Annotated in this window: 16 protein-coding genes and 2 tRNA genes; 8 read left to right on the top strand and 10 right to left on the bottom strand. The window is 42.5% G+C overall.

Features of this window, described 5'->3' with window-relative positions; all coding sequences use genetic code 11:
• The first annotated feature begins 11 nt into the window (after positions 1-11).
• Together LQ983_RS01600 and LQ983_RS01595 are read left to right on the top strand one after the other, a co-directional pair.
• Positions 12-1,091, top strand: a complete 1,080-nt coding sequence (locus LQ983_RS01600) for a TIGR01620 family protein (RefSeq protein WP_230621416.1) — start codon at positions 12-14, stop codon at positions 1,089-1,091.
• Between the two features lie 101 nt (positions 1,092-1,192).
• Positions 1,193-2,152 carry a sigma 54-interacting transcriptional regulator gene (locus LQ983_RS01595; RefSeq protein WP_230621415.1) on the top strand — a complete coding sequence of 320 codons (960 nt, stop codon included), beginning with the start codon at positions 1,193-1,195 and terminating at the stop codon, positions 2,150-2,152.
• Here LQ983_RS01595 and hflX read toward each other — a convergent pair.
• From hflX to orn, 9 genes are all read right to left on the bottom strand, one after another.
• Positions 2,149-3,546: a ribosome rescue GTPase HflX gene (hflX, locus tag LQ983_RS01590; RefSeq protein WP_370636615.1), complete on the bottom strand. Its 1,398-nt coding sequence runs from the start codon at positions 3,544-3,546 to the stop codon at positions 2,149-2,151. The genes LQ983_RS01595 and hflX overlap by 4 nt on opposite strands.
• A gap of 14 nt (positions 3,547-3,560) precedes the next feature.
• Positions 3,561-3,854: an RNA chaperone Hfq gene (gene hfq, locus LQ983_RS01585; protein WP_109127805.1), complete on the bottom strand. Its 294-nt coding sequence runs from the start codon at positions 3,852-3,854 to the stop codon at positions 3,561-3,563.
• 116 nt (positions 3,855-3,970) lie between these two features.
• Positions 3,971-4,915 carry a tRNA (adenosine(37)-N6)-dimethylallyltransferase MiaA gene (miaA, locus tag LQ983_RS01580; protein WP_230621414.1) on the bottom strand — a complete coding sequence of 315 codons (945 nt, stop codon included), beginning with the start codon at positions 4,913-4,915 and terminating at the stop codon, positions 3,971-3,973.
• 2 nt (positions 4,916-4,917) lie between these two features.
• A complete protein-coding gene (gene mutL, locus LQ983_RS01575; RefSeq protein ID WP_230621413.1) occupies positions 4,918-6,765 on the bottom strand; it encodes a DNA mismatch repair endonuclease MutL in 1,848 nt (615 codons plus the stop codon).
• Positions 6,765-8,354 carry an N-acetylmuramoyl-L-alanine amidase gene (locus tag LQ983_RS01570; protein WP_230621412.1) on the bottom strand — a complete coding sequence of 530 codons (1,590 nt, stop codon included), beginning with the start codon at positions 8,352-8,354 and terminating at the stop codon, positions 6,765-6,767. The genes mutL and LQ983_RS01570 overlap by 1 nt, the downstream gene beginning before the upstream one ends.
• A gap of 12 nt (positions 8,355-8,366) precedes the next feature.
• Positions 8,367-8,843 (bottom strand): tRNA (adenosine(37)-N6)-threonylcarbamoyltransferase complex ATPase subunit type 1 TsaE, encoded by a 477-nt coding sequence (gene tsaE / locus LQ983_RS01565; RefSeq protein WP_230621411.1) that lies wholly within the window; start codon positions 8,841-8,843, stop codon positions 8,367-8,369.
• Between the two features lie 164 nt (positions 8,844-9,007).
• A tRNA-Gly gene (locus LQ983_RS01560) sits at positions 9,008-9,083 on the bottom strand.
• A 19-nt stretch (positions 9,084-9,102) separates the two neighbouring features.
• Positions 9,103-9,178, bottom strand: a tRNA-Gly gene (locus tag LQ983_RS01555).
• A 98-nt stretch (positions 9,179-9,276) separates the two neighbouring features.
• Positions 9,277-9,825, bottom strand: coding sequence for an oligoribonuclease (orn, locus tag LQ983_RS01550; RefSeq protein WP_021616739.1), 549 nt, complete (start codon positions 9,823-9,825; stop codon positions 9,277-9,279).
• A gap of 72 nt (positions 9,826-9,897) precedes the next feature.
• Between orn and rsgA the strand changes: the two genes are divergently transcribed.
• The 4 genes from rsgA (at position 9,898) to crr (ending at position 13,832) form a co-directional block, all read left to right on the top strand.
• Positions 9,898-10,938 carry a small ribosomal subunit biogenesis GTPase RsgA gene (gene rsgA, locus LQ983_RS01545; protein WP_230621410.1) on the top strand — a complete coding sequence of 347 codons (1,041 nt, stop codon included), beginning with the start codon at positions 9,898-9,900 and terminating at the stop codon, positions 10,936-10,938.
• Between the two features lie 206 nt (positions 10,939-11,144).
• Positions 11,145-11,402: a phosphocarrier protein Hpr gene (gene ptsH, locus LQ983_RS01540; protein ID WP_006717733.1), complete on the top strand. Its 258-nt coding sequence runs from the start codon at positions 11,145-11,147 to the stop codon at positions 11,400-11,402.
• Positions 11,403-11,540: 138 nt separating this feature from the next.
• On the top strand, positions 11,541-13,268 hold the full coding sequence (gene ptsI / locus LQ983_RS01535; protein WP_230621409.1) for a phosphoenolpyruvate-protein phosphotransferase PtsI: 1,728 nt from the start codon (positions 11,541-11,543) through the stop codon (positions 13,266-13,268).
• Positions 13,269-13,331: 63 nt separating this feature from the next.
• Complete coding sequence (crr, locus tag LQ983_RS01530) at positions 13,332-13,832, top strand: PTS glucose transporter subunit IIA (RefSeq protein WP_006717737.1); 501 nt, start codon at positions 13,332-13,334, stop codon at positions 13,830-13,832.
• Between the two features lie 124 nt (positions 13,833-13,956).
• Here crr and prlC read toward each other — a convergent pair whose 3' ends face one another.
• On the bottom strand, positions 13,957-15,996 hold the full coding sequence (gene prlC, locus LQ983_RS01525; RefSeq protein ID WP_230621408.1) for an oligopeptidase A: 2,040 nt from the start codon (positions 15,994-15,996) through the stop codon (positions 13,957-13,959).
• A 121-nt stretch (positions 15,997-16,117) separates the two neighbouring features.
• Between prlC and LQ983_RS01520 the strand changes: the two genes are divergently transcribed.
• Together LQ983_RS01520 and LQ983_RS01515 are read left to right on the top strand one after the other, a co-directional pair.
• Positions 16,118-16,483: a YbaN family protein gene (locus LQ983_RS01520; RefSeq protein WP_230621407.1), complete on the top strand. Its 366-nt coding sequence runs from the start codon at positions 16,118-16,120 to the stop codon at positions 16,481-16,483.
• A 52-nt stretch (positions 16,484-16,535) separates the two neighbouring features.
• Entirely contained in the window at positions 16,536-18,074 is a 1,539-nt protein-coding gene (locus LQ983_RS01515) for a peptide ABC transporter substrate-binding protein (protein WP_230621406.1), read from the top strand.
• The last annotated feature ends 117 nt before the right edge of the window (positions 18,075-18,191 follow it).

The following is an 18,191-nucleotide window of genomic DNA, read 5'->3' as shown; positions in this document are numbered from 1 at the left end:
GAGCAAGCAGAATGGAAAAAAAGATTTTTAGTCAACAGGAGCAGGTTGAACAACAGGATGCTTTCATCGCCAAGCAGGAATTTCGTGAAGAACAGGCTGTGCCGGATACGGATGCAGATAATATGCCGTTGGAAGGTGAATTGTTAGAAGCGCAATTTGAGCAAAGTGTTCAACCGACACCACGTTGGTGGAAACGTGTTCTGATTGGTACCGCACTTTTATTTTTTACGGCGACAGTGGCGCAGTCCGTGCAATGGCTTGTGGATACTTGGCAGCAAAATCAATGGATCTATTTTGCCTTTTCCTTGGTGTTATGTTTAGCGGTGTTACTTGGCATTTCTGCCATCATCGGAGAATGGCGGCGTTTGGTGCAGTTGCGTAAATGCGGTGAAATGCAACATCAAAGCCGAGAGTGGCTGGAAAGTGCGGTCGTTTTTCACGGTGAATTTCCAGCAGAAACGCATCAACAAGCGATTGAATTGTGTGAGCAAATGGGCAAATTAATGAAGCTTGATCCACAACAAGGCGATTTAGCGAAGTGGCGTCAGCAAATGAACGAATCTTATTCCGTGCCGGAAGTATTGCATTTGTTCAGCCAAAATGTATTGCTCCCTTTTGATAAACAGGCCAAAAAACTCATTAACAAAGCAACGACGGAATCGGCAGCATTGGTGGCAATTAGCCCGCTAGCGTTGGCAGATATGTTTTTTATTGCTTGGCGCAACATCCGTTTGGTCAACCAAATTGCACGGCTTTACGGCATTGAATTGGGCTATGTCAGCCGCCTTCGTTTATTACGCATGGTGCTGGTAAATATGGCTTTTGCCGGAGCGACAGAATTGATTCAAGATCTTGGCGTGAATTGGCTTTCGCAAGATCTCACTGCTAAACTTTCTGCCCGTGCCGCACAGGGCATTGGCGTTGGATTGTTGACGGCGCGATTGGGCATTAAAGCCATGGAATTTTGTCGTCCGTTGGCATTTGAGTCGAATGAAAAACCGCGTTTATCTCACATTCATAAGGAATTATTGAGTCATCTCGGCTCGAGTATTTTTGATAATTTGAAAGTGAAGCAAAAAGAGAAGGTGTAAACTGTAAATAAAACTTGCCAAAATGGTTGCGATTCTTTGTTGTAACGGTATCATAACCGCAGTTTTCTACTGAATGTGCTTTTTATTTCTTGAGGCTTCTTATGGCAACGTCCCCAAATATTGATGCTTTTTCTCATATCGTGACGCGAGATCCGCAAATGCAGGACATTATCGCCAAAGCGAAAAAATTTGCTTTATTGGATGCGCCATTATTGATTCAAGGGGAAACCGGCACAGGAAAAGATGTGATTGCCAAAGCTTGCCACGATTTTAGTGCGCGTCGGAACAAGGAATTTCTTGCGGTGAATTGCGCCGGTATTCCAGGAGAAGATGCGGAAACGGAAATGTTCGGGCGACGCAATAAAGATGGCGAATTTATCGGCTTTTTTGAATATGCGGATGGCGGCACGGTGTTGTTGGATGGGGTGGAGGAGTTGCCCTTAACCTTACAGGCAAAGTTGCTGCGTTTTTTGAGTGACGGCACCTTTCGTCGCGTGGGCGAGGAAGAGGAACATTACGCCAATGTTCGCGTGATTTGCACCACACAACAGCCACTACAACATTATGTAGAACAAGGCAAAATGCGCAGTGATTTGTTTCATCGATTAAATGTGTTAACGCTTAATTTGCCGCGTTTACGTGAGCGAGTGGAAGATATTGAGCCGTTAGCCCGTCAATTTATCCGAGAAATCAGTGAAAAACTCGCCATTTCTGCACCGCACTTTGATGCTGAATTTTTACATTATCTACAACAATACCCTTGGTTCGGCAATATTCGTGAACTCTATAATGCCTTGTACCGCGCGGTTTCTTTAACGAAAGACAATGAGTTGCATATTGAGGATCTAGGCTTGGAAACATCTGTTGCTGCATCACAAGAGGTGGAGGACTTGATGATGGAGGGCGCAACCTTAGAGGAAATAGTGGGGCGATTTGAAGCAGCTGTACTGACCAAATTTTATGCTCAATATCCGAGCTCCCGAAAACTTGCCGCGCGTTTAGGTGTTTCCCACACGGCAATCGCGAATAAATTACGCCAATACGGGATTGGCAAATCCTAGTCTTCTTCCGGCTGAATTGGATTAAATGCTTCAAGTATAGGAAAACGTTTCACCAGTTTCAGCCATTCTGTTTTTTCAAGACGAATACTCAATAAAAACTCACCATATTCACTGATTTCTTCTTTTTCCACACAATTGAGTTCATACAGCGCATGACGAACCTTTCCTTCCGATGGTGAAAGTTGAAGCGGGAATTGGAGAATATAGTCTGTTAAACGAACACGAATAGCTTCTAATAAAAGTTCAAGTCCATTCGCAGAATTAGCCGAAATATAGACCGCACTTGGCTGGTGTTTTTCATCGTATTCGATGTGTGGCGTTACGTTTTCCAGTTGATCGATTTTGTTGTACACCAATAATCGTGGTACATCTTGCGCACCGATTTCTTCCAGCACTTGATTCACCGCTTCGATGTTTTCTAATTTACGGGGATCGGCGCAATCAACCACGTAGAGCAATAATGCGGCCTCGGTGGTTTCCTGTAAGGTGGATTTGAAGGCGGAAATTAAATCGTGGGGCAAATCCCGTAGAAAGCCTACCGTGTCCGCCAAAATCGTTGTGCCGACATCTTTTAAACTGAGACGGCGTAATGTGGGATCGAGTGTGGCAAACAATTGATCTGCGGCATACACATTGGCAGAGGTCAATAAATTAAACAGGGTAGATTTTCCGGCATTGGTGTAACCCACTAAGGAAATCGTCGGGATATCTGCTTTTTGGCGCGTTTGACGATTCTGATTACGTTGCTTGGCGACTTTTTCCAAGCGATTTTGTAACTGGTTGATACGCACTTTAATTAAACGGCGGTCGGTTTCCAGTTGAGTTTCACCGGGACCACGCAACCCCACCGCACCTTTTTGTTGATCTAACCCGGTTTTACGACGCACCAAACGTGTTGCGAGGTGTTTTAACTGGGCCAGTTCCACTTGTAATTTCCCTTCGTGAGAGCGGGCGCGTTGAGCGAAAATATCTAAAATTAAGCCGTTGCGATCCACCACGCGACAATCACACAAGCTTTCTAGATTACGGGCTTGTGCAGGCGTTAACGTATGATTTACTAAAATTAAATCGGCTTGGTATTGTTTGACCGCATCGGCAATTTCTTCCGCTTTGCCTTGCCCAACAAAATATTTGGCTTGTGGCGAGCTGCGGCTACCGGTAATGACGGTGAGAATCTCTGCCTGGGCAGATTTGGCGAGGAGTTGAAATTCGTTTAAATCATCTACATTTTTCTGCCCCTCAAAAAAACAGTGCACGATAATGGCATTGTTCAATGCATGATGTTCATTTTTTTGGGGATTTTCAGACGCAAAAAGTGCGGTGGAAATTTCTGCAGAATCCACCGCACTTTCAGTTAAACGTTGTTGAGTTAAATTACCGAGTAAATTAGCCAATATTTTCCGCTTTGTTATTCTGCTTGAGCATCAATATTGTTTTCTACAGAAGGAGTTTCCTGTTGTACTTGGTGTTGTTGCTGTTGGTTCGCATTGTGATGCGCGACAGAACGTGCCGGAACAACAGTTGAAATTGCGTGTTTATAAACCATTTGATTTACCGTGTTTTTCAATAAAATCACGAATTGGTCAAACGACTCGATTTGCCCTTGTAATTTGATACCGTTTACTAAATAGATTGAAACGGGAATGCGTTCACGACGTAATGCATTCAAGTAAGGATCTTGTAGAGATTGTCCTTTTGCCATTTTTCTTTCCTTCTTTTTGTAAAAAATGATGAATTAAAACAATACAGCAAGCTGTATGCCTCCGCAAATCAATATAGCAACAATTATATTGAAAGTCACTAGGCGCAATCTGTGTTTTACGCTTTCGTTGAAACCGATGTTAATACTTTTTCAAGGGCTTGAGCCGGTTGCAAACTATCCAACCATTGAATCGGTGATGTCCAACCACGTAGCCAAGTGATCTGACGTTTTGCTAATTGGCGGGTGGCGCAGATACCACGAAAAACCATCTCATTGTGGTCATAATCACCGCGTAAATATTCCCACATTTGGCGATAACCCACACAGCGAATAGACGGCAGGTTCTCGTTTAAGTCGGGACGACGGTACAATTTTTCGACCTCTTGCTGAAAACCAAGTTCAATCATTTTGTGAAAACGTTGCTCAATTCGAAGATGTAAGACCTCTCGTTGTTCCGGTGCAATCGCAAATTGCAGAATGTCATACGGCAAGGCTTCGCCTTTTTGTGCTGTTAATTCCGTTAAGGTCTTACCAGTTAAATAAAAGACTTCTAATGCGCGGTTAATCCGTTGCGAGTCGTTCGGGTTAATGCGTTGTGCTGAAATCGGATCGATTTTACTGAGTTCTTGATGTAATCCACCCCAACCGATAAGTGCTGCTTTTGCCTCAATTTCCGACCGCACTTTTTCATCGGCGGAGGGCAGGGGCGACAGACCTTCCAATAAGGCTTTGTAATACAACATCGTACCACCCACCAATAAGGGGATTTTGCCTTGTGCGCTAATCTCTTGCATTTCGCGTAAAGCATCTGTGCGGAAATTCGCCGCAGAATAACTTTCTGCCGGATCGCAAATATCAATTAAACGATGAGGTGCCAGTGCCAGTTCGGCTTTTGAGGGTTTCGCCGTGCCAATATCCATGCCGCGATAAATCAGGGCAGAATCAACGCTGATAACTTCGACGGGTAATTGTTGGCGCAACTGGATCGCCAAATCCGTTTTACCGGAGGCGGTTGGCCCCATTAAAAAAATCGCTAAAGGTTTGTGTTCTGAATGCTGCATAGTTAGCGGGTTAATTGAGTTAAATAAGGCTGCCAGTCAATTTCTACCAACAAATCTAATAGGCGAATTTGCTGCTGTTTCGCGAGTAATTGTTCTGTTTCAGTCAGTAAATTTACCGCATCGGCAAGCACGGTGATTGGCGGGGAGGCTAAAGGTGCCAAAAGTGCGGTCAAAAATTCAGGTAAATTTTCGAAAGATTGATTTAATAACGACACAATCATGTGTTGTAAGTTTTGTTGACGCAAATGTACCGATACTTTTTGTAACGTGATTTTATATTGTGCCGCTTCTTCCGTAAAAACAAAGCCAATTTGCTCGAAAAAGGCTTTTTGTTGACCCCATGCCTGCCATTGCGCATCTGATAAACGGAAAATAATTGGAATTAATAATGGTTGAGAGGTTGGCTCCAAAGTTAAATTCAGCGTTTGTTTGAGTTGTTGCAAACGCGCAAGCGAGAGCAAATAAAAACGTTGTTCTTGCTGTAACAACAAGGCCTCATGTTGAATTAATGCGAGTGCGTGCAAGAAATTGGTACTCGGTTTTTTGACTTCGGTTATGTTACTTTGAACGAGTTTTTCCGAAGACGTCCACAATGCGTTATGCGCCTCGAGTACCTTCGGTGTTATCGGCTCACGAGGGGACAAACCACCATAAAAGTGCGGTGGATTTTGTCGCTGTTTTGGTGATTCGTGATATCTGCTTTCCGAGTAGGCATTGGCAGAATGATTCGTAGGTTGTGCAAATATATTTTGTCCCGCAGCCGAGCGATTGGGTTTTGTCTGTGTGGAAACTTCCCATACACCGGCAGGTTCTTCCACGCGATATTCTGTTGAAGGCGTATTCAACGGCATCGGCTCGGAGGCCAACGCATTGCTGATGCCTTGGGTGATGAAATCATGTACCAAACGAGATTGCTGGAAACGCACTTCGTGTTTGGTGGGATGGACGTTCACATCAACATCATTTGGATTGAGATCAATAAATAGCACAAAAGCAGGGTACTGCTCGTTGGTTAAATAGTCAGCATAGGCTTGTCGAATGGCGTGAGTAATGATTTTATCGCGCACCATTCGCCCATTCACATAACAATAATTTAAGTCATTCTGTGGGCGATGAAAGTGGGGCGTAGCGACCCAACCGGACAAATGGAGATCATCGTGTTTCCAATCAATTTGCAACGCATTCTGAATAAAATCATCGCCACAAATTGCCGCAACACGTTTTAATTTTTGTTCATTCGTGACCGCACTTTTGTATTGGCGTAATACTTTGCCATTATGTGTGAGGGTAAAACTGATATTAAATTTCGCCAAGGCAATACGACGAATGACTTCATCAATATGAGAAAATTCGGTTTTCTCGGAACGTAAAAATTTGCGACGGGCGGGCGTGTTAAAAAATAAATTTGCCACTTCAACTGTCGTTCCCACAGGATGAGATGCCGGTTGAATAGTCGTTTCCATGTCCCGTCCTTGGGCATAGACCTGCCAAGCTTCGTTTTGTTCTGCGGTACGAGAGGTGAGGGTTAAACGAGAAACAGAACTGATACTGGCAAGAGCTTCGCCACGGAATCCCAAACTTAAAATTGCTTCCAAATCGGCAAGATCGGCGATTTTACTGGTGGCGTGACGGGCAAGCGCTAAAGCCAATTCTTCCTTGGCAATACCAATGCCGTTGTCGCGAATCCGAATAAGGCTTGCGCCCCCATTTTCAATATCAATTTGAATTTTATCGGCACCGGCATCCAGGCTGTTTTCCACCAATTCTTTTACTACTGAGGCAGGGCGTTCGACCACTTCTCCGGCAGCAATTTGGTTGGCTAATTGTGGCGATAAAATACGTATAGTCATTATTTTTTCCCTGGATTATCGTCAAGCAGTTGGATTTTTTGTCCGCTTAACACTTTGCCATCTTTTAATTTTGGGTTTAATTTCAACAGCTTATTTGGTGAAACTTTATATTCTCGCGCGATGGAGTAAAGCGTTTCATTTTTTTGCACCGTATGGAATTTCGGTATTGCTTCTTTGACTTCCACTTTGTTTTTACTTTGCTCTTTCGGCTTAGTCAGGCTGTTATTGGATTTCTCTTGTTTTTTATTTTTTTCTGTAGCCTTAGTTTCTGTCGATTTGGTTTCCTTGGCGTTTGGGGCGTTTGTTTTTGGTGTTTTCTCTGTTTTTACCGACTGAGTTGGTTTTGCTTCTTCTATTTTGGCATCTCCCGGAATTTTGAGTGTTTCACCCACCAAGAGTTCTTTTCGCTTGAGTTTATTGAGAGCAAGGATATCTGCAGAGGAAACTTTATATTTTAGGGCTAATTTACCTAAGGATTCGCCTCGTTTTACGGTATGACGAATGCCACTATCTTTAATGTCGCCAGATTTAATCTCTTGGTTTTTTTCCTGAGAAACTTGTGTTTGACTCTCTTTCTCTTCAACGCTTTCCTTGACGTTATTTTTTCCGTTACTTGGAATTTTAATGGTTTCACCGATTCGCAATTCTTTGCGTTTTAATTTATTCAACGTAAGAATGTCCGCCGCTTTTACGCCGTATTTGGCCGCAAGTTTTGTTAGGCTTTCACCGGATTTTACGGTGTGGCGTAAAGCACTATCGTTTGTCTCAAGTGCGGTCGATTTTTCATCTGTTTTTGTTGTGGCAATTTTGGGCTCGTCTTTATAGCTTTTACGGCGGTATTCCACTAAGCCGTTGTAAATGACTTGTGCGATTTTTTTACGGTATGCCGGCGTACTTAATTTAAGCTCTTCTTCTTGATTCGATAGAAAACCGGTTTCTACCAAAATGGAGGGGATATCCGGTGAGCGCAATACGCCAAGGCTGGCATGGCGTGGCGTTGGACGGCTTAAAGAGGCAATTTGGGAAAAGTGGCGTAAAACGATATTGCCTAATTCATATCCTACGCGTTGGCTATGACCAAATTGCAAATCCAATACGGTTTGATCTAAATATTTTTCATTGTGTGAAGCAAGCACGTTGCCGGCGCCGCCGAGTAATTCTGAGCGTTTTTCATGATCTTCCAGCCATTGTCCCATTTCATCATTAGCGCGGCGATTGGAAAGAACCCACACTGAAGCGCCGCGTAAATTCGGGGTTTCTGAGGAATCGGCATGGATGGAAACTAAATAATTGGCCTTGTATTTGCGGGCAATTTCGGAACGCTGTGGCACGGAAATAAAATAATCGCCGTTACGGGTAAGTACTGCACGGAAGTGAGGATCTTTATCCAGTAACGCCTTCAATTCTTTGGCAATAGAAAGCGTAACATTTTTTTCATAAATTTTGAGATTGTGTCCGATTGCGCCAGGGTCTTTCCCACCATGACCGGGGTCGATCGCTATCGTCCAAGTATTATTTGCAAACGCTGAGAGCGCAAAAAAGAAAAGGCTGTTAATCAAAAGAAATCTAAACATCGTTTTGGGTTTCATTGTGATAAAAGGTTAATTCAGTTTTTCAATAATGTGTTGACCGGTTTCCGATTTAGCAATTAATTCAATATTGCGGGCATGTTCAGCGTAATGAATATTGACGAGTAAATCCGGTGCAGAAAGCAAACCGGCACCTTGTTCAGCCCACTCAATTAAACAAATCGTGTTTTCTGCGAAGTAATCGCGAATGCCCATAAATTCAAGTTCTTCCGGATCAGACAGGCGATATAAGTCAAAATGATAAATATTTTTTCCCGAAATTTTATATTCTTCCACGAGCGTATAAGTGGGGCTTTTTACGTTGCCTTGATACCCCAATGCTTGAATCATGCCACGACTTAATGTGGTTTTCCCTGCGCCGAGTTCTCCGTTCAGATAGAGTGTAATGCCTTTGTGATTGGGCACTTGGCAAATAGCATTAATGAGTTTTTTGCCAAAATTACACATGGCATTTTCATCAGAAATATATTGAATTAATGTTTCAGTCATCTTCTTCGTTGGTTGAAAAATAAGGCAGGATTGTACCGCACTTTGAGGGAATTATGTAGTTTTATGATTACGTAAGGTTGCCAAGAGTGATGGCACAAATGTCATCGTGAAAGTTACTTGTTAAGCATAAAAAAATCCCCCGCAAAAGCGAGGGATTGTGAATTTGGAGCGGGAAACGAGGCTCGAACTCGCGACCCCGACCTTGGCAAGGTCGTGCTCTACCAACTGAGCTATTCCCGCAGAGATTTGATGTTGAGAATGGAGCGGGAAACGAGGCTCGAACTCGCGACCCCGACCTTGGCAAGGTCGTGCTCTACCAACTGAGCTATTCCCGCATTCACATCAAATGAATGAGACGGCATTATACGAATATTTTTAGGCAGTGCAAGTATAAAATCATGAAAATGATGCGCTTGTTTATATATTCGTCGATTTAGTCCATCTTTAAAAAATGTTCGCGATAGTAAGCGAGTTCTTTGATGGATTCGCGAATATCGTCTAAGGCCAAATGGGTGTTTTGTTTACTAAAGCCGTCCAGAATTTCCGGTTTCCAGCGGGCGGCTAATTCTTTTAATGTACTGACATCAAGGTGGCGATAGTGGAAGTAGTCTGCAAGCTCGGGCATATATTTAAAGAGAAAGCGTTTGTCTTGTGCCACACTGTTGCCGCAGATCGGTGATACCCCTTTGGGCACGTATTTTTTGAGAAAATCTAAGGTTTGTAATTCTGCCGCGCGTTCGGTTAATTTGCTGTTTTTAACGCGTTCAACCAAACCGTTTGCGGTGTGGGTTTTCACGCACCAGTCGCTCATTTTATTGAGTAATTCATCAGATTGGTGGACGGCTATAACAGGCCCTTCTGCAAGAATATTTAAATTTTTATCGGTCACAATCGTCGCGATTTCAATAATGCGTTCTTTTTCCGGATCTAAGCCTGTCATTTCAAGATCAATCCAGATCAGATTTTGTTTATCTAATGTCATTATATAAGGTATCCTATGCGAAAATTTTCCTTATTCTAGCGAAAAACGCTATAAAAAACGACCGCACTTTGTATGAGTAAACCCAAATTAACGCAAAATCAAAAACGCCGAATTCAATCCAATAATAATAAGGTATTACATCGCCATCAGAAGAAAGACATTGATTGGCAGGATGAGATGCTGGGCGATTCGCAGGATGGTTTGGTCGTCACGCGCTATGCCCGTCATGCAGATGTGGAAAATGCGCAAGGCGAGATTTTTCGTTGTAACTTGCGTCGCACATTAGCGAGTGTTGTCGTGGGCGATCGTGTGATCTGGCGACAAGGTAATGAGCAGTTGCAAGGTGTAAATGGCGTGATTGAGGGAGTTCATCTGCGTAAAAATGAAATTTCCCGTCCGGATTATTATGACGGCATTAAAGTCATTGCTGCCAATATTGATCGCATCATCATTATTTCTTCCGTATTGCCGAGTTTGTCGCTGAATATTATTGATCGTTATTTGGTGGTGTGCGAAGAAGCCAAGATTGAACCGATTATTGTGTTGAATAAGGCCGATATGTTGACGGAACAACAGTGGCAAGACGTGGATTCGCAGTTGGAAATTTATCGCAATATTGGCTATCAAACACTGATGGTTTCCGCGCAGAATGGAAAAAATCTGGAAAAACTGACTGCACTTTTATCGGATGGCGTGTCTATTTTTGTAGGGCAATCCGGTGTGGGAAAATCCAGTTTGATTAATGCCGTTTTGCCGAATGTGGCGGCGCTGGTCGGGGAAATTAGTTCAACTTCAGGCCTTGGGCAACACACCACGACCTCTTCTCGTTTATATCATTTACCGCAGGGTGGTAGTTTAATTGATTCACCGGGCATCCGTGAATTTGGTTTGTGGCATTTGGAAGATGAGCAGATTACAAAAGGTTATCGAGAATTCCAAACTGTGCTGGGCACCTGTAAGTTCCGTGATTGTAAGCATTTAAATGATCCGGGATGTGCCTTACGTCAGGCGGTAGAAGAAGGCAAAATCAGTGCTGTTCGCTATGAAAACTACCACCGTTTGTTAACCAGTAAAAAAGAAATGAAGTCGCAGCGCCATTTTTCTGCGGAATAAAAGTCATTTACCGTTTTTTAGGTATGAAATGTTAATTATTGGTTAATGGATTAACTTATTTTCTATTTTTTTTGTGATCTAATTCAAATTTTACAGCAAATCGCCTTGCGCATTCATTGTGTTAGTCTGATACTTTGTTATATTTATTTTTATTATTTAAATAAATATTTAACGAATCCCATCCACTTTTTCCAGAGGAAAATCATATGTATTCAAAAGATGTTGAAATCACAGCACCTAACGGCTTGCATACTCGTCCGGCGGCACAATTTGTAAAAGAAGCAAAAGCATTTGCCGCAGATATTACCGTTACTTCTGCAGGGAAAAGTGCAAGTGCAAAAAGTTTATTTAAATTACAAACATTAGCCTTAACTCAAGGGACGGTGATTACGATTTCTGCCGAAGGTGAAGATGCGGAAAAAGCAGTTGAGCATCTTGTTGCATTAATTCCTACGTTAGAATAATTCTGTCGCCATAATTTGCGTTCTTATGTTTTTTAATAAAAGCATGGAGAGCCGTGAGTTATGGCTTTGTTTTATTTATTCGGTGATTGATTTTTGTTCAATTTACATCAATGAATTTAGATAATAGAGAAGGTCATTATGATTTCAGGAATTCCAGCCTCTCCCGGCATTGTTTTTGGTAAAGCGCTTGTCCTTAAAGAAGAAAAAATTGTTCTGGATACGCAAAAAATTAAAGAGAGCCAAATTGATGCCGAAATCGCGCGTTTTTATGAGGGGCGCAGTGCGGCGGTTGAACAATTAAATTCAATTAAAGATCGTGCTTATGCTTCTTTAGGGGAAGAAAAAGCGGCGATTTTTGAAGGCCATTTAATGATTCTGGAAGATGAGGAGTTAGAGGAAGAAATTCTTGATTATCTTCGTTCAAATAAGGTGAATGCCGCCGTTGCCGCCAATGTAATTATTGATCAGCAAGTCGCCATGTTGTCTGAAATTGATGACGAATACCTAAAAGAACGTGCGGGTGATATTCGCGACATTGGCAATCGATTGATTAAAAATATTTTAGGGATGCACATCGTTGATTTAGGCGAAATCAATGAAGAAGCGATTTTAGTTGCTTATGATTTAACGCCTTCTGAAACGGCACAGCTAAATTTAGACAAAGTGTTAGGTTTTGTGACGGATATCGGCGGTCGTACATCACATACGTCCATTATGGCACGTTCTCTTGAATTACCGGCAATTGTCGGGACGAACAATGTTACCGAGTTGGTGAACACCGGTGATTTCTTAATTCTTGATGCCTTAAATAATGCGGTTTACGTTAACCCTTCCCAAGACGAAATCCAACGTCTAAAAACATTGCAAGCGAAGTTAGCGGAAGAAAAAGCGGAATTGGCAAAATTAAAAGACTTACCGGCATTGACGTTAGATGGACACAGTGTGGATGTGGTAGCCAATATTGGTACCATTCGTGATGTTGAAGGGGCAGAGCGTAATGGTGCGGAAGGTGTAGGGCTATACCGCACGGAATTCTTGTTTATGGATCGCGATCAGCTACCAACAGAAGAAGAGCAATTTATCGCTTATAAAGAAGTGGTGGAAGCGATGAATGGCAATTTGGTGATATTGCGTACCATGGATATCGGTGGCGATAAAGAATTACCGTATTTGAACCTGCCGAAAGAAATGAACCCATTCCTCGGTTGGCGTGCTATTCGTATTGCGTTGGATCGTCGTGAAATTTTAAATGCGCAATTAAGAGCAGTGTTACGCGCATCCGCTTACGGTCGATTAGCCGTTATGTTCCCGATGATCATTTCTGTGGAAGAAATTCGAGAGCTTAAATCTGTGATTGAAGAATTAAAAGTTGAATTACGCAATGAAGGCAAAGATTTTGATGAAAATATTCAAATCGGTGTCATGGTGGAAACGCCATCCGCTGCGGTAAATGCCAAATTCTTAGCAAAAGAGGTCGATTTCTTCAGTATTGGTACAAATGACTTAACCCAATATACGTTGGCCGTGGACCGTGGCAATGAACTCATTTCTCATTTGTATAATCCAATGAGTCCGTCTGTGCTGAATTTGATCAAACAAGTTATTGATGCGTCACATGCGGAAGGAAAATGGACTGGTATGTGCGGTGAGTTGGCCGGTGATGAAAATGCCACGATCTTACTATTAGGTATGGGCTTGGATGAGTTTAGTATGAGTGCAATTTCTGTGCCTCGCATTAAGAAATTAATTCGTAACGTTAATTATCAAGATGCAAAACTCTTGGCTGAAAAAGCGTTACAGCAACCAACGGCTGCCGAAATTGAGCGCTTAGTTGCTGATTTTTTAGCAGAAAAAGCATTAAATTAGATACAATTTTCGCTTTTTAAGCTAGAATACGACCAGATTTTAAACTTCAGGAGATGATAAAAAATGGGTTTATTTGACAAACTATTTGGCTCAAAAGATAAGAAAGCGGTTGATGTAGAAATCTATGCGCCGCTTTCCGGTGAAATCGTGAATATTGAAGATGTTCCGGATGTTGTTTTCTCCGAAAAAATTGTTGGCGACGGTATTGCAATTCGTCCAACCGGTAACAAACTGGTTGCACCGGTAGATGGCGTTGTCGGTAAAATCTTTGAAACCAATCACGCGTTTTCTATGGAATCCAAAGAAGGCGTTGAGTTATTCGTTCACTTTGGTATTGATACCGTTGAATTAAAAGGTGAAGGTTTTACTCGCGTGGCGCAAGAAGGTCAAAGCGTTAAACGTGGTGACACCATTATTGAATTGGATTTAGCCTTATTGGAAGCCAAAGCAAAATCTGTGTTAACCCCAGTGGTGATTTCCAACATGGATGAAATCAGCAATATGGAGAAAAAATCCGGTGAAGTGGTTGCCGGGGATTCCGTTGTATTGGTGTTGAAAAAATAAATAGATTTTAAAGAAACGAAAGGCTTACTTGTTATGAGTAAGCCTTTTTTATAAGTTCAAAAACACATTGAATAATGACCGCACTTTGATTGCCGTAAAAGAGCGGTCATTTTTTTCAGCATTTTTAGTTTGCAATACCTTTGTGACGCAATAACGCATCTAATTGCGGCTCACGGCCACGGAAGTTTTTGAACAAGGCCATCGGTTCTTCAGAGCCGCCTTTGGTGAGAATTTCATCCAAGAAGGATTGGCCGGTTTGGGCGTTGAAAATCCCTTCCTCTTCAAAACGCGAGTAGGCATCTGCCGATAAAACCTCCGCCCATAAATAGCTGTAATAGCCTGCCGCATAGCCACCGGCAAAAATATGACTGAAGCTATGTGGCATTCTTCCCCATTCTGCACCAGGGATGACGGCAACTTGGCTTTTCACTTCGTGTAACATCTCTAACACTTGATTTTGCTTGATCGGATCAAATGTGTGGTGCAAGCGGAAATCAAATAGCGCAAATTCTAATTGACGCAAAACAAACATTGCCGCTTGGAAGTTTTTGGCTTTGAGTAATTGGCTGAGTTTCTCTTTTGGTAGCGGTTCGCCGGTTTGATAATGAGCGGAAATGAACTTCAGCGCTTCTTCTTCCCAACACCAGTTTTCCATAAATTGGCTCGGCAGTTCCACCGCATCCCAAGGCACACCGTTAATGCCGGCAACATCCGCCACATCAATTTTGGTCAGCATGTGGTGTAAACCGTGACCGAATTCATGGAATAGCGTCGTGACTTCATCATGGGTGAATAAGGCTGGTTGGTCGCCAAGTGGGCGATTGAAGTTACAGGTTAAGTACGCCACCGGTTTTTGTAGGCTGCCGTCAATCTTTTTACGATGACCGATACAATCATCCATCCAAGCGCCACCGCGTTTATGTTCACGAGCGTATAAGTCTAAATAGAAACTGCCACGAACTTCATTTTTTTCATCAAGCAAATCGAAGAAACGCACATCTTTATGCCAGGTTTCAACGCCATGGCGTTCCACCGCACGAATATTGAAAATGCGTTTAATCAATTCAAATAAACCGCTCAATACGCGATCTTCCGGGAAATACGGACGCAATTCTTCATCGTTGATGGCATATAAGTGCTGCTTTTGTTTTTCGCTGTAAAAAGACAGATCCCAAAGTTCAAGTGCGGTCAAATTATAGTACGTTTTGCAGAAGTCTTTTAATTCTTGTAATTCACGTTCGCCTTGGGCTTTAGAGCGTGTGGCGAGATTTTCTAAGAAATCCAACACCTGCTGCGGATTTTCTGCCATTTTGGTGGCAAGAGATAATTCGGTGTAGGTGTTGAAATCCAATAATTTGGCTAATTCCACGCGTAGGGTGAGGATCTCTTGCATAATCGCCGAGTTATCCCATTTACCGGCGTTCGGCCCTTGATCGGACGCGCGGGTGGCAAAGGCACGATACATTTCTTTGCGTAATTCACGGTTTTCACAATAGGTCATGACCGGAATATAGCTTGGATATTCCAAGGTGAAGCGATAACCTGTGACACCTTTGCTTTCTGCGGATTGTTTGGCCGCTTCCAGTGCGGATTCAGGCAAGCCTTTGAGCAGGCTGACATCTTCAACGATCTTTTCCCAGCCCATGGTGGCATCTAATACGTTGTTGCTAAATTGTGAATTCAGTTCGGACAAGCGGGCAGCGATTTCGCCATAGCGTTTTTGTTTTTCTGCCGGTAAGGAAATGCCCGATAATTTGAAATCGCGTAAGCTGTTTTCAATGGCTTTCTTTTGCGCTTGAGTATAATCGGCAAATTCAGGGCTATTTTTTAATTGTAAATAGGCTTCATATAACCCTTGATGTTGACCGACCCACGTGCTGTATTCGGCTAATAATGGCAAACAGGCTTGATAGGCTTCACGTAATTCCGGGCTATTTTTCACCGAGTTTAAATGCGAGATTGGCGACCATACTTTGTTTAAACGATCACCGGCTTCGGTTAGCGGTAGAATGAAATTTTCCCAAGTAAAGTGCGGTTGATTTACAACACGTTCTACGGTTTCGCGGTTTTCTTGAATAAGTTGTTTGATGGCGGATTCAATATATTGCGGTTCAATTTTGGAAAATGCCGGTAGCGCGGTTGGCGTGAGTAATGGGTTTGTCATGAAGCTATCCTTAATATAAATAAATGTAGTGAGTAAAATTGGGCTCGATTTTATGATTTCAAGCTTGAAAAATCTACCAATTCAATTATTATTGCGAATAATTTTTATTTTGAGGTGTGCAATGAAATACTTTTACATTGGATTAGGGTTTGTTTTTTTGGTGTTGGGTCTTATTGGTATTGTGGTGCCTATTTTACCGACCACGCCATTTTTGCTTTTAACGTTGTTTTTCTTTGCAAAAGGTTCGAAACGTTTACACAACTGGTTTGTGGGCACAAAGATTTATCAAGCACATTTAAAAGATTTCCATGAACAACGCGCTTTAACTAAAAAAGCCAAAATCTACATTTTGAGCTTTTCCACTACGATGTTATTAATGGGGTTTTATTTCACACCAAGCATTGTCGGCAAAAGCATTATCATGAGCGTGTTGTTGATTAAATATTGGTTCTTCTTTTTCTGGATTAAAACCCTCGAAGCAGAATAAGCTTCAAACATTCGTGTATAATGAGCGCAACTTATTTCATGAATGTATTTCAATGCGTAATTTCCTCTCTAAAAGTGCGGTGCTTTTTTTAGGTGTTTTTTTTCTCTGCGGATGTGATGAACATGCTCAAAAGCCCGCCGAATCGTCTCTAACGGTTGATGCATCTGCAACGCCGGAATTCTCCCAATCCCGTCGCCAATTATTGGTTCGCGGTGTTTATGCGGATTTATCTCTCAATCCGTTACAAGCGTCTAACATTGAGCAAGCTGCCTTTTTGCGTGATCTTTTTGAAGGATTGGTGATTTACGATATCAAAGGCAATATTGTGCCAGCGGTGGCGGAAAATTGGCAAACTCAAGATAATAAAACGTGGCAATTTACGTTACGCGAAACCGCTAAATGGTCTAACGGTGAGCCTGTGACGGCTCAGCAATTCGTGGCAAGCTGGCAGGCATTGGCGAAATCTAACAGCCCGTTAAAAGATTATCTGGCGTACATGAATCTGCTCAATGCGGAGAAAGTATTAAAGCAAGAACTGCCACCGGAGGCGCTGGGAATCGTGGCGGAAAACGACCGCACTTTACGTTTCACCTTAGATAAACCGACACCATATTTGCCACACATGCTGGCTCATAGCAGCTTGTTGCCGCAATATTTACAACCTCATGAAGGCATCGTGACAAACGGGGCGTATCAAGTTAGCGGTCAGCAAGGTGAGCTTATTCATCTAGAGCTGAATCCACACTATTGGGCGAAAGAAAAAGTTTCCTTCAAAAACGTGGATTATCAAAAAATTGCCTCTCAACAGGAGGTGGGCGCGTTAGATATTGTGTGGCAACCGCAACAATACGTTGAACAGACACAATATTTCCCGCAACTCTGTACTTATTTCTATGCGTTTAATTTCAACATGCCGCAATTGGCACAAAGCTCTGTGCGTAAAGCCTTGGCAATGCTGACGTCTCCTCGTCGTTTACTACCTGAAAACCCAAGTCGGTTCTATTTAACGGATAATTTCTTACCGCAGTCTATGCAAACGGCGGAAAGTCGTTGGGAACAAACTCCGGTAGAACAATTATTGAGCCAAGGCCAAATTAGCGAAAAAAAACCATTAAAATTGACGTTAAGCTACGATCAATCGGAACTGCAAAACCAATTGGTGCAAGGGCTGATTCGCATGTGGTCGCAGTCGGATATGATCCGAATTATTGGTGAAGGCATGTCGAAATCACAGCTATTGGAAAATATTGCCAAAGGCAATTTCCATATTGCCCGTTCCGGTTGGTGTGCTGATTATAACGAACCCTCCGCATTTTTAAGTTTGTTCTATAGCCATAGTCCGGATAATAAAAGCGGCTATCGTAACGAAGAAGTGGATCGTTTGTTTGAGCAAAGCTTGAAGGTGATTCCATCGGCGGAACGCACCGCACTTTATCATCGAATCGAGCAAATTTTGCAGGAAGAAAATGTGGTGTTGCCACTATATCAGTCTCGGCTTCCTGTTTATCTTCATCCAACCTTAAACGGTTATGATTCGGGCAATCCCACAGAGGTTATTTACAGCAAGGATTTGTTTAGACGGATTGAGTAAAGTGCGGTGGAAAAAAAGAATGTTTATTTGAGTCTTGAAATCATCATTGAATAACTGTTTGAGAGAATGGCCTTAGAAAAACAAAAAGCACAAACGCAATGAACGTTTGTGCTTTTT

Origin of the sequence: Aggregatibacter sp. Marseille-P9115 (genome assembly GCF_920939465.1) — a bacterium.
GTDB classification, from domain to species: domain Bacteria; phylum Pseudomonadota; class Gammaproteobacteria; order Enterobacterales; family Pasteurellaceae; genus Aggregatibacter; species Aggregatibacter segnis_B.
The sequence above is the reverse complement of the archived record's forward strand: the minus strand, read 5'-3'. Positions and strand labels throughout refer to the sequence as shown.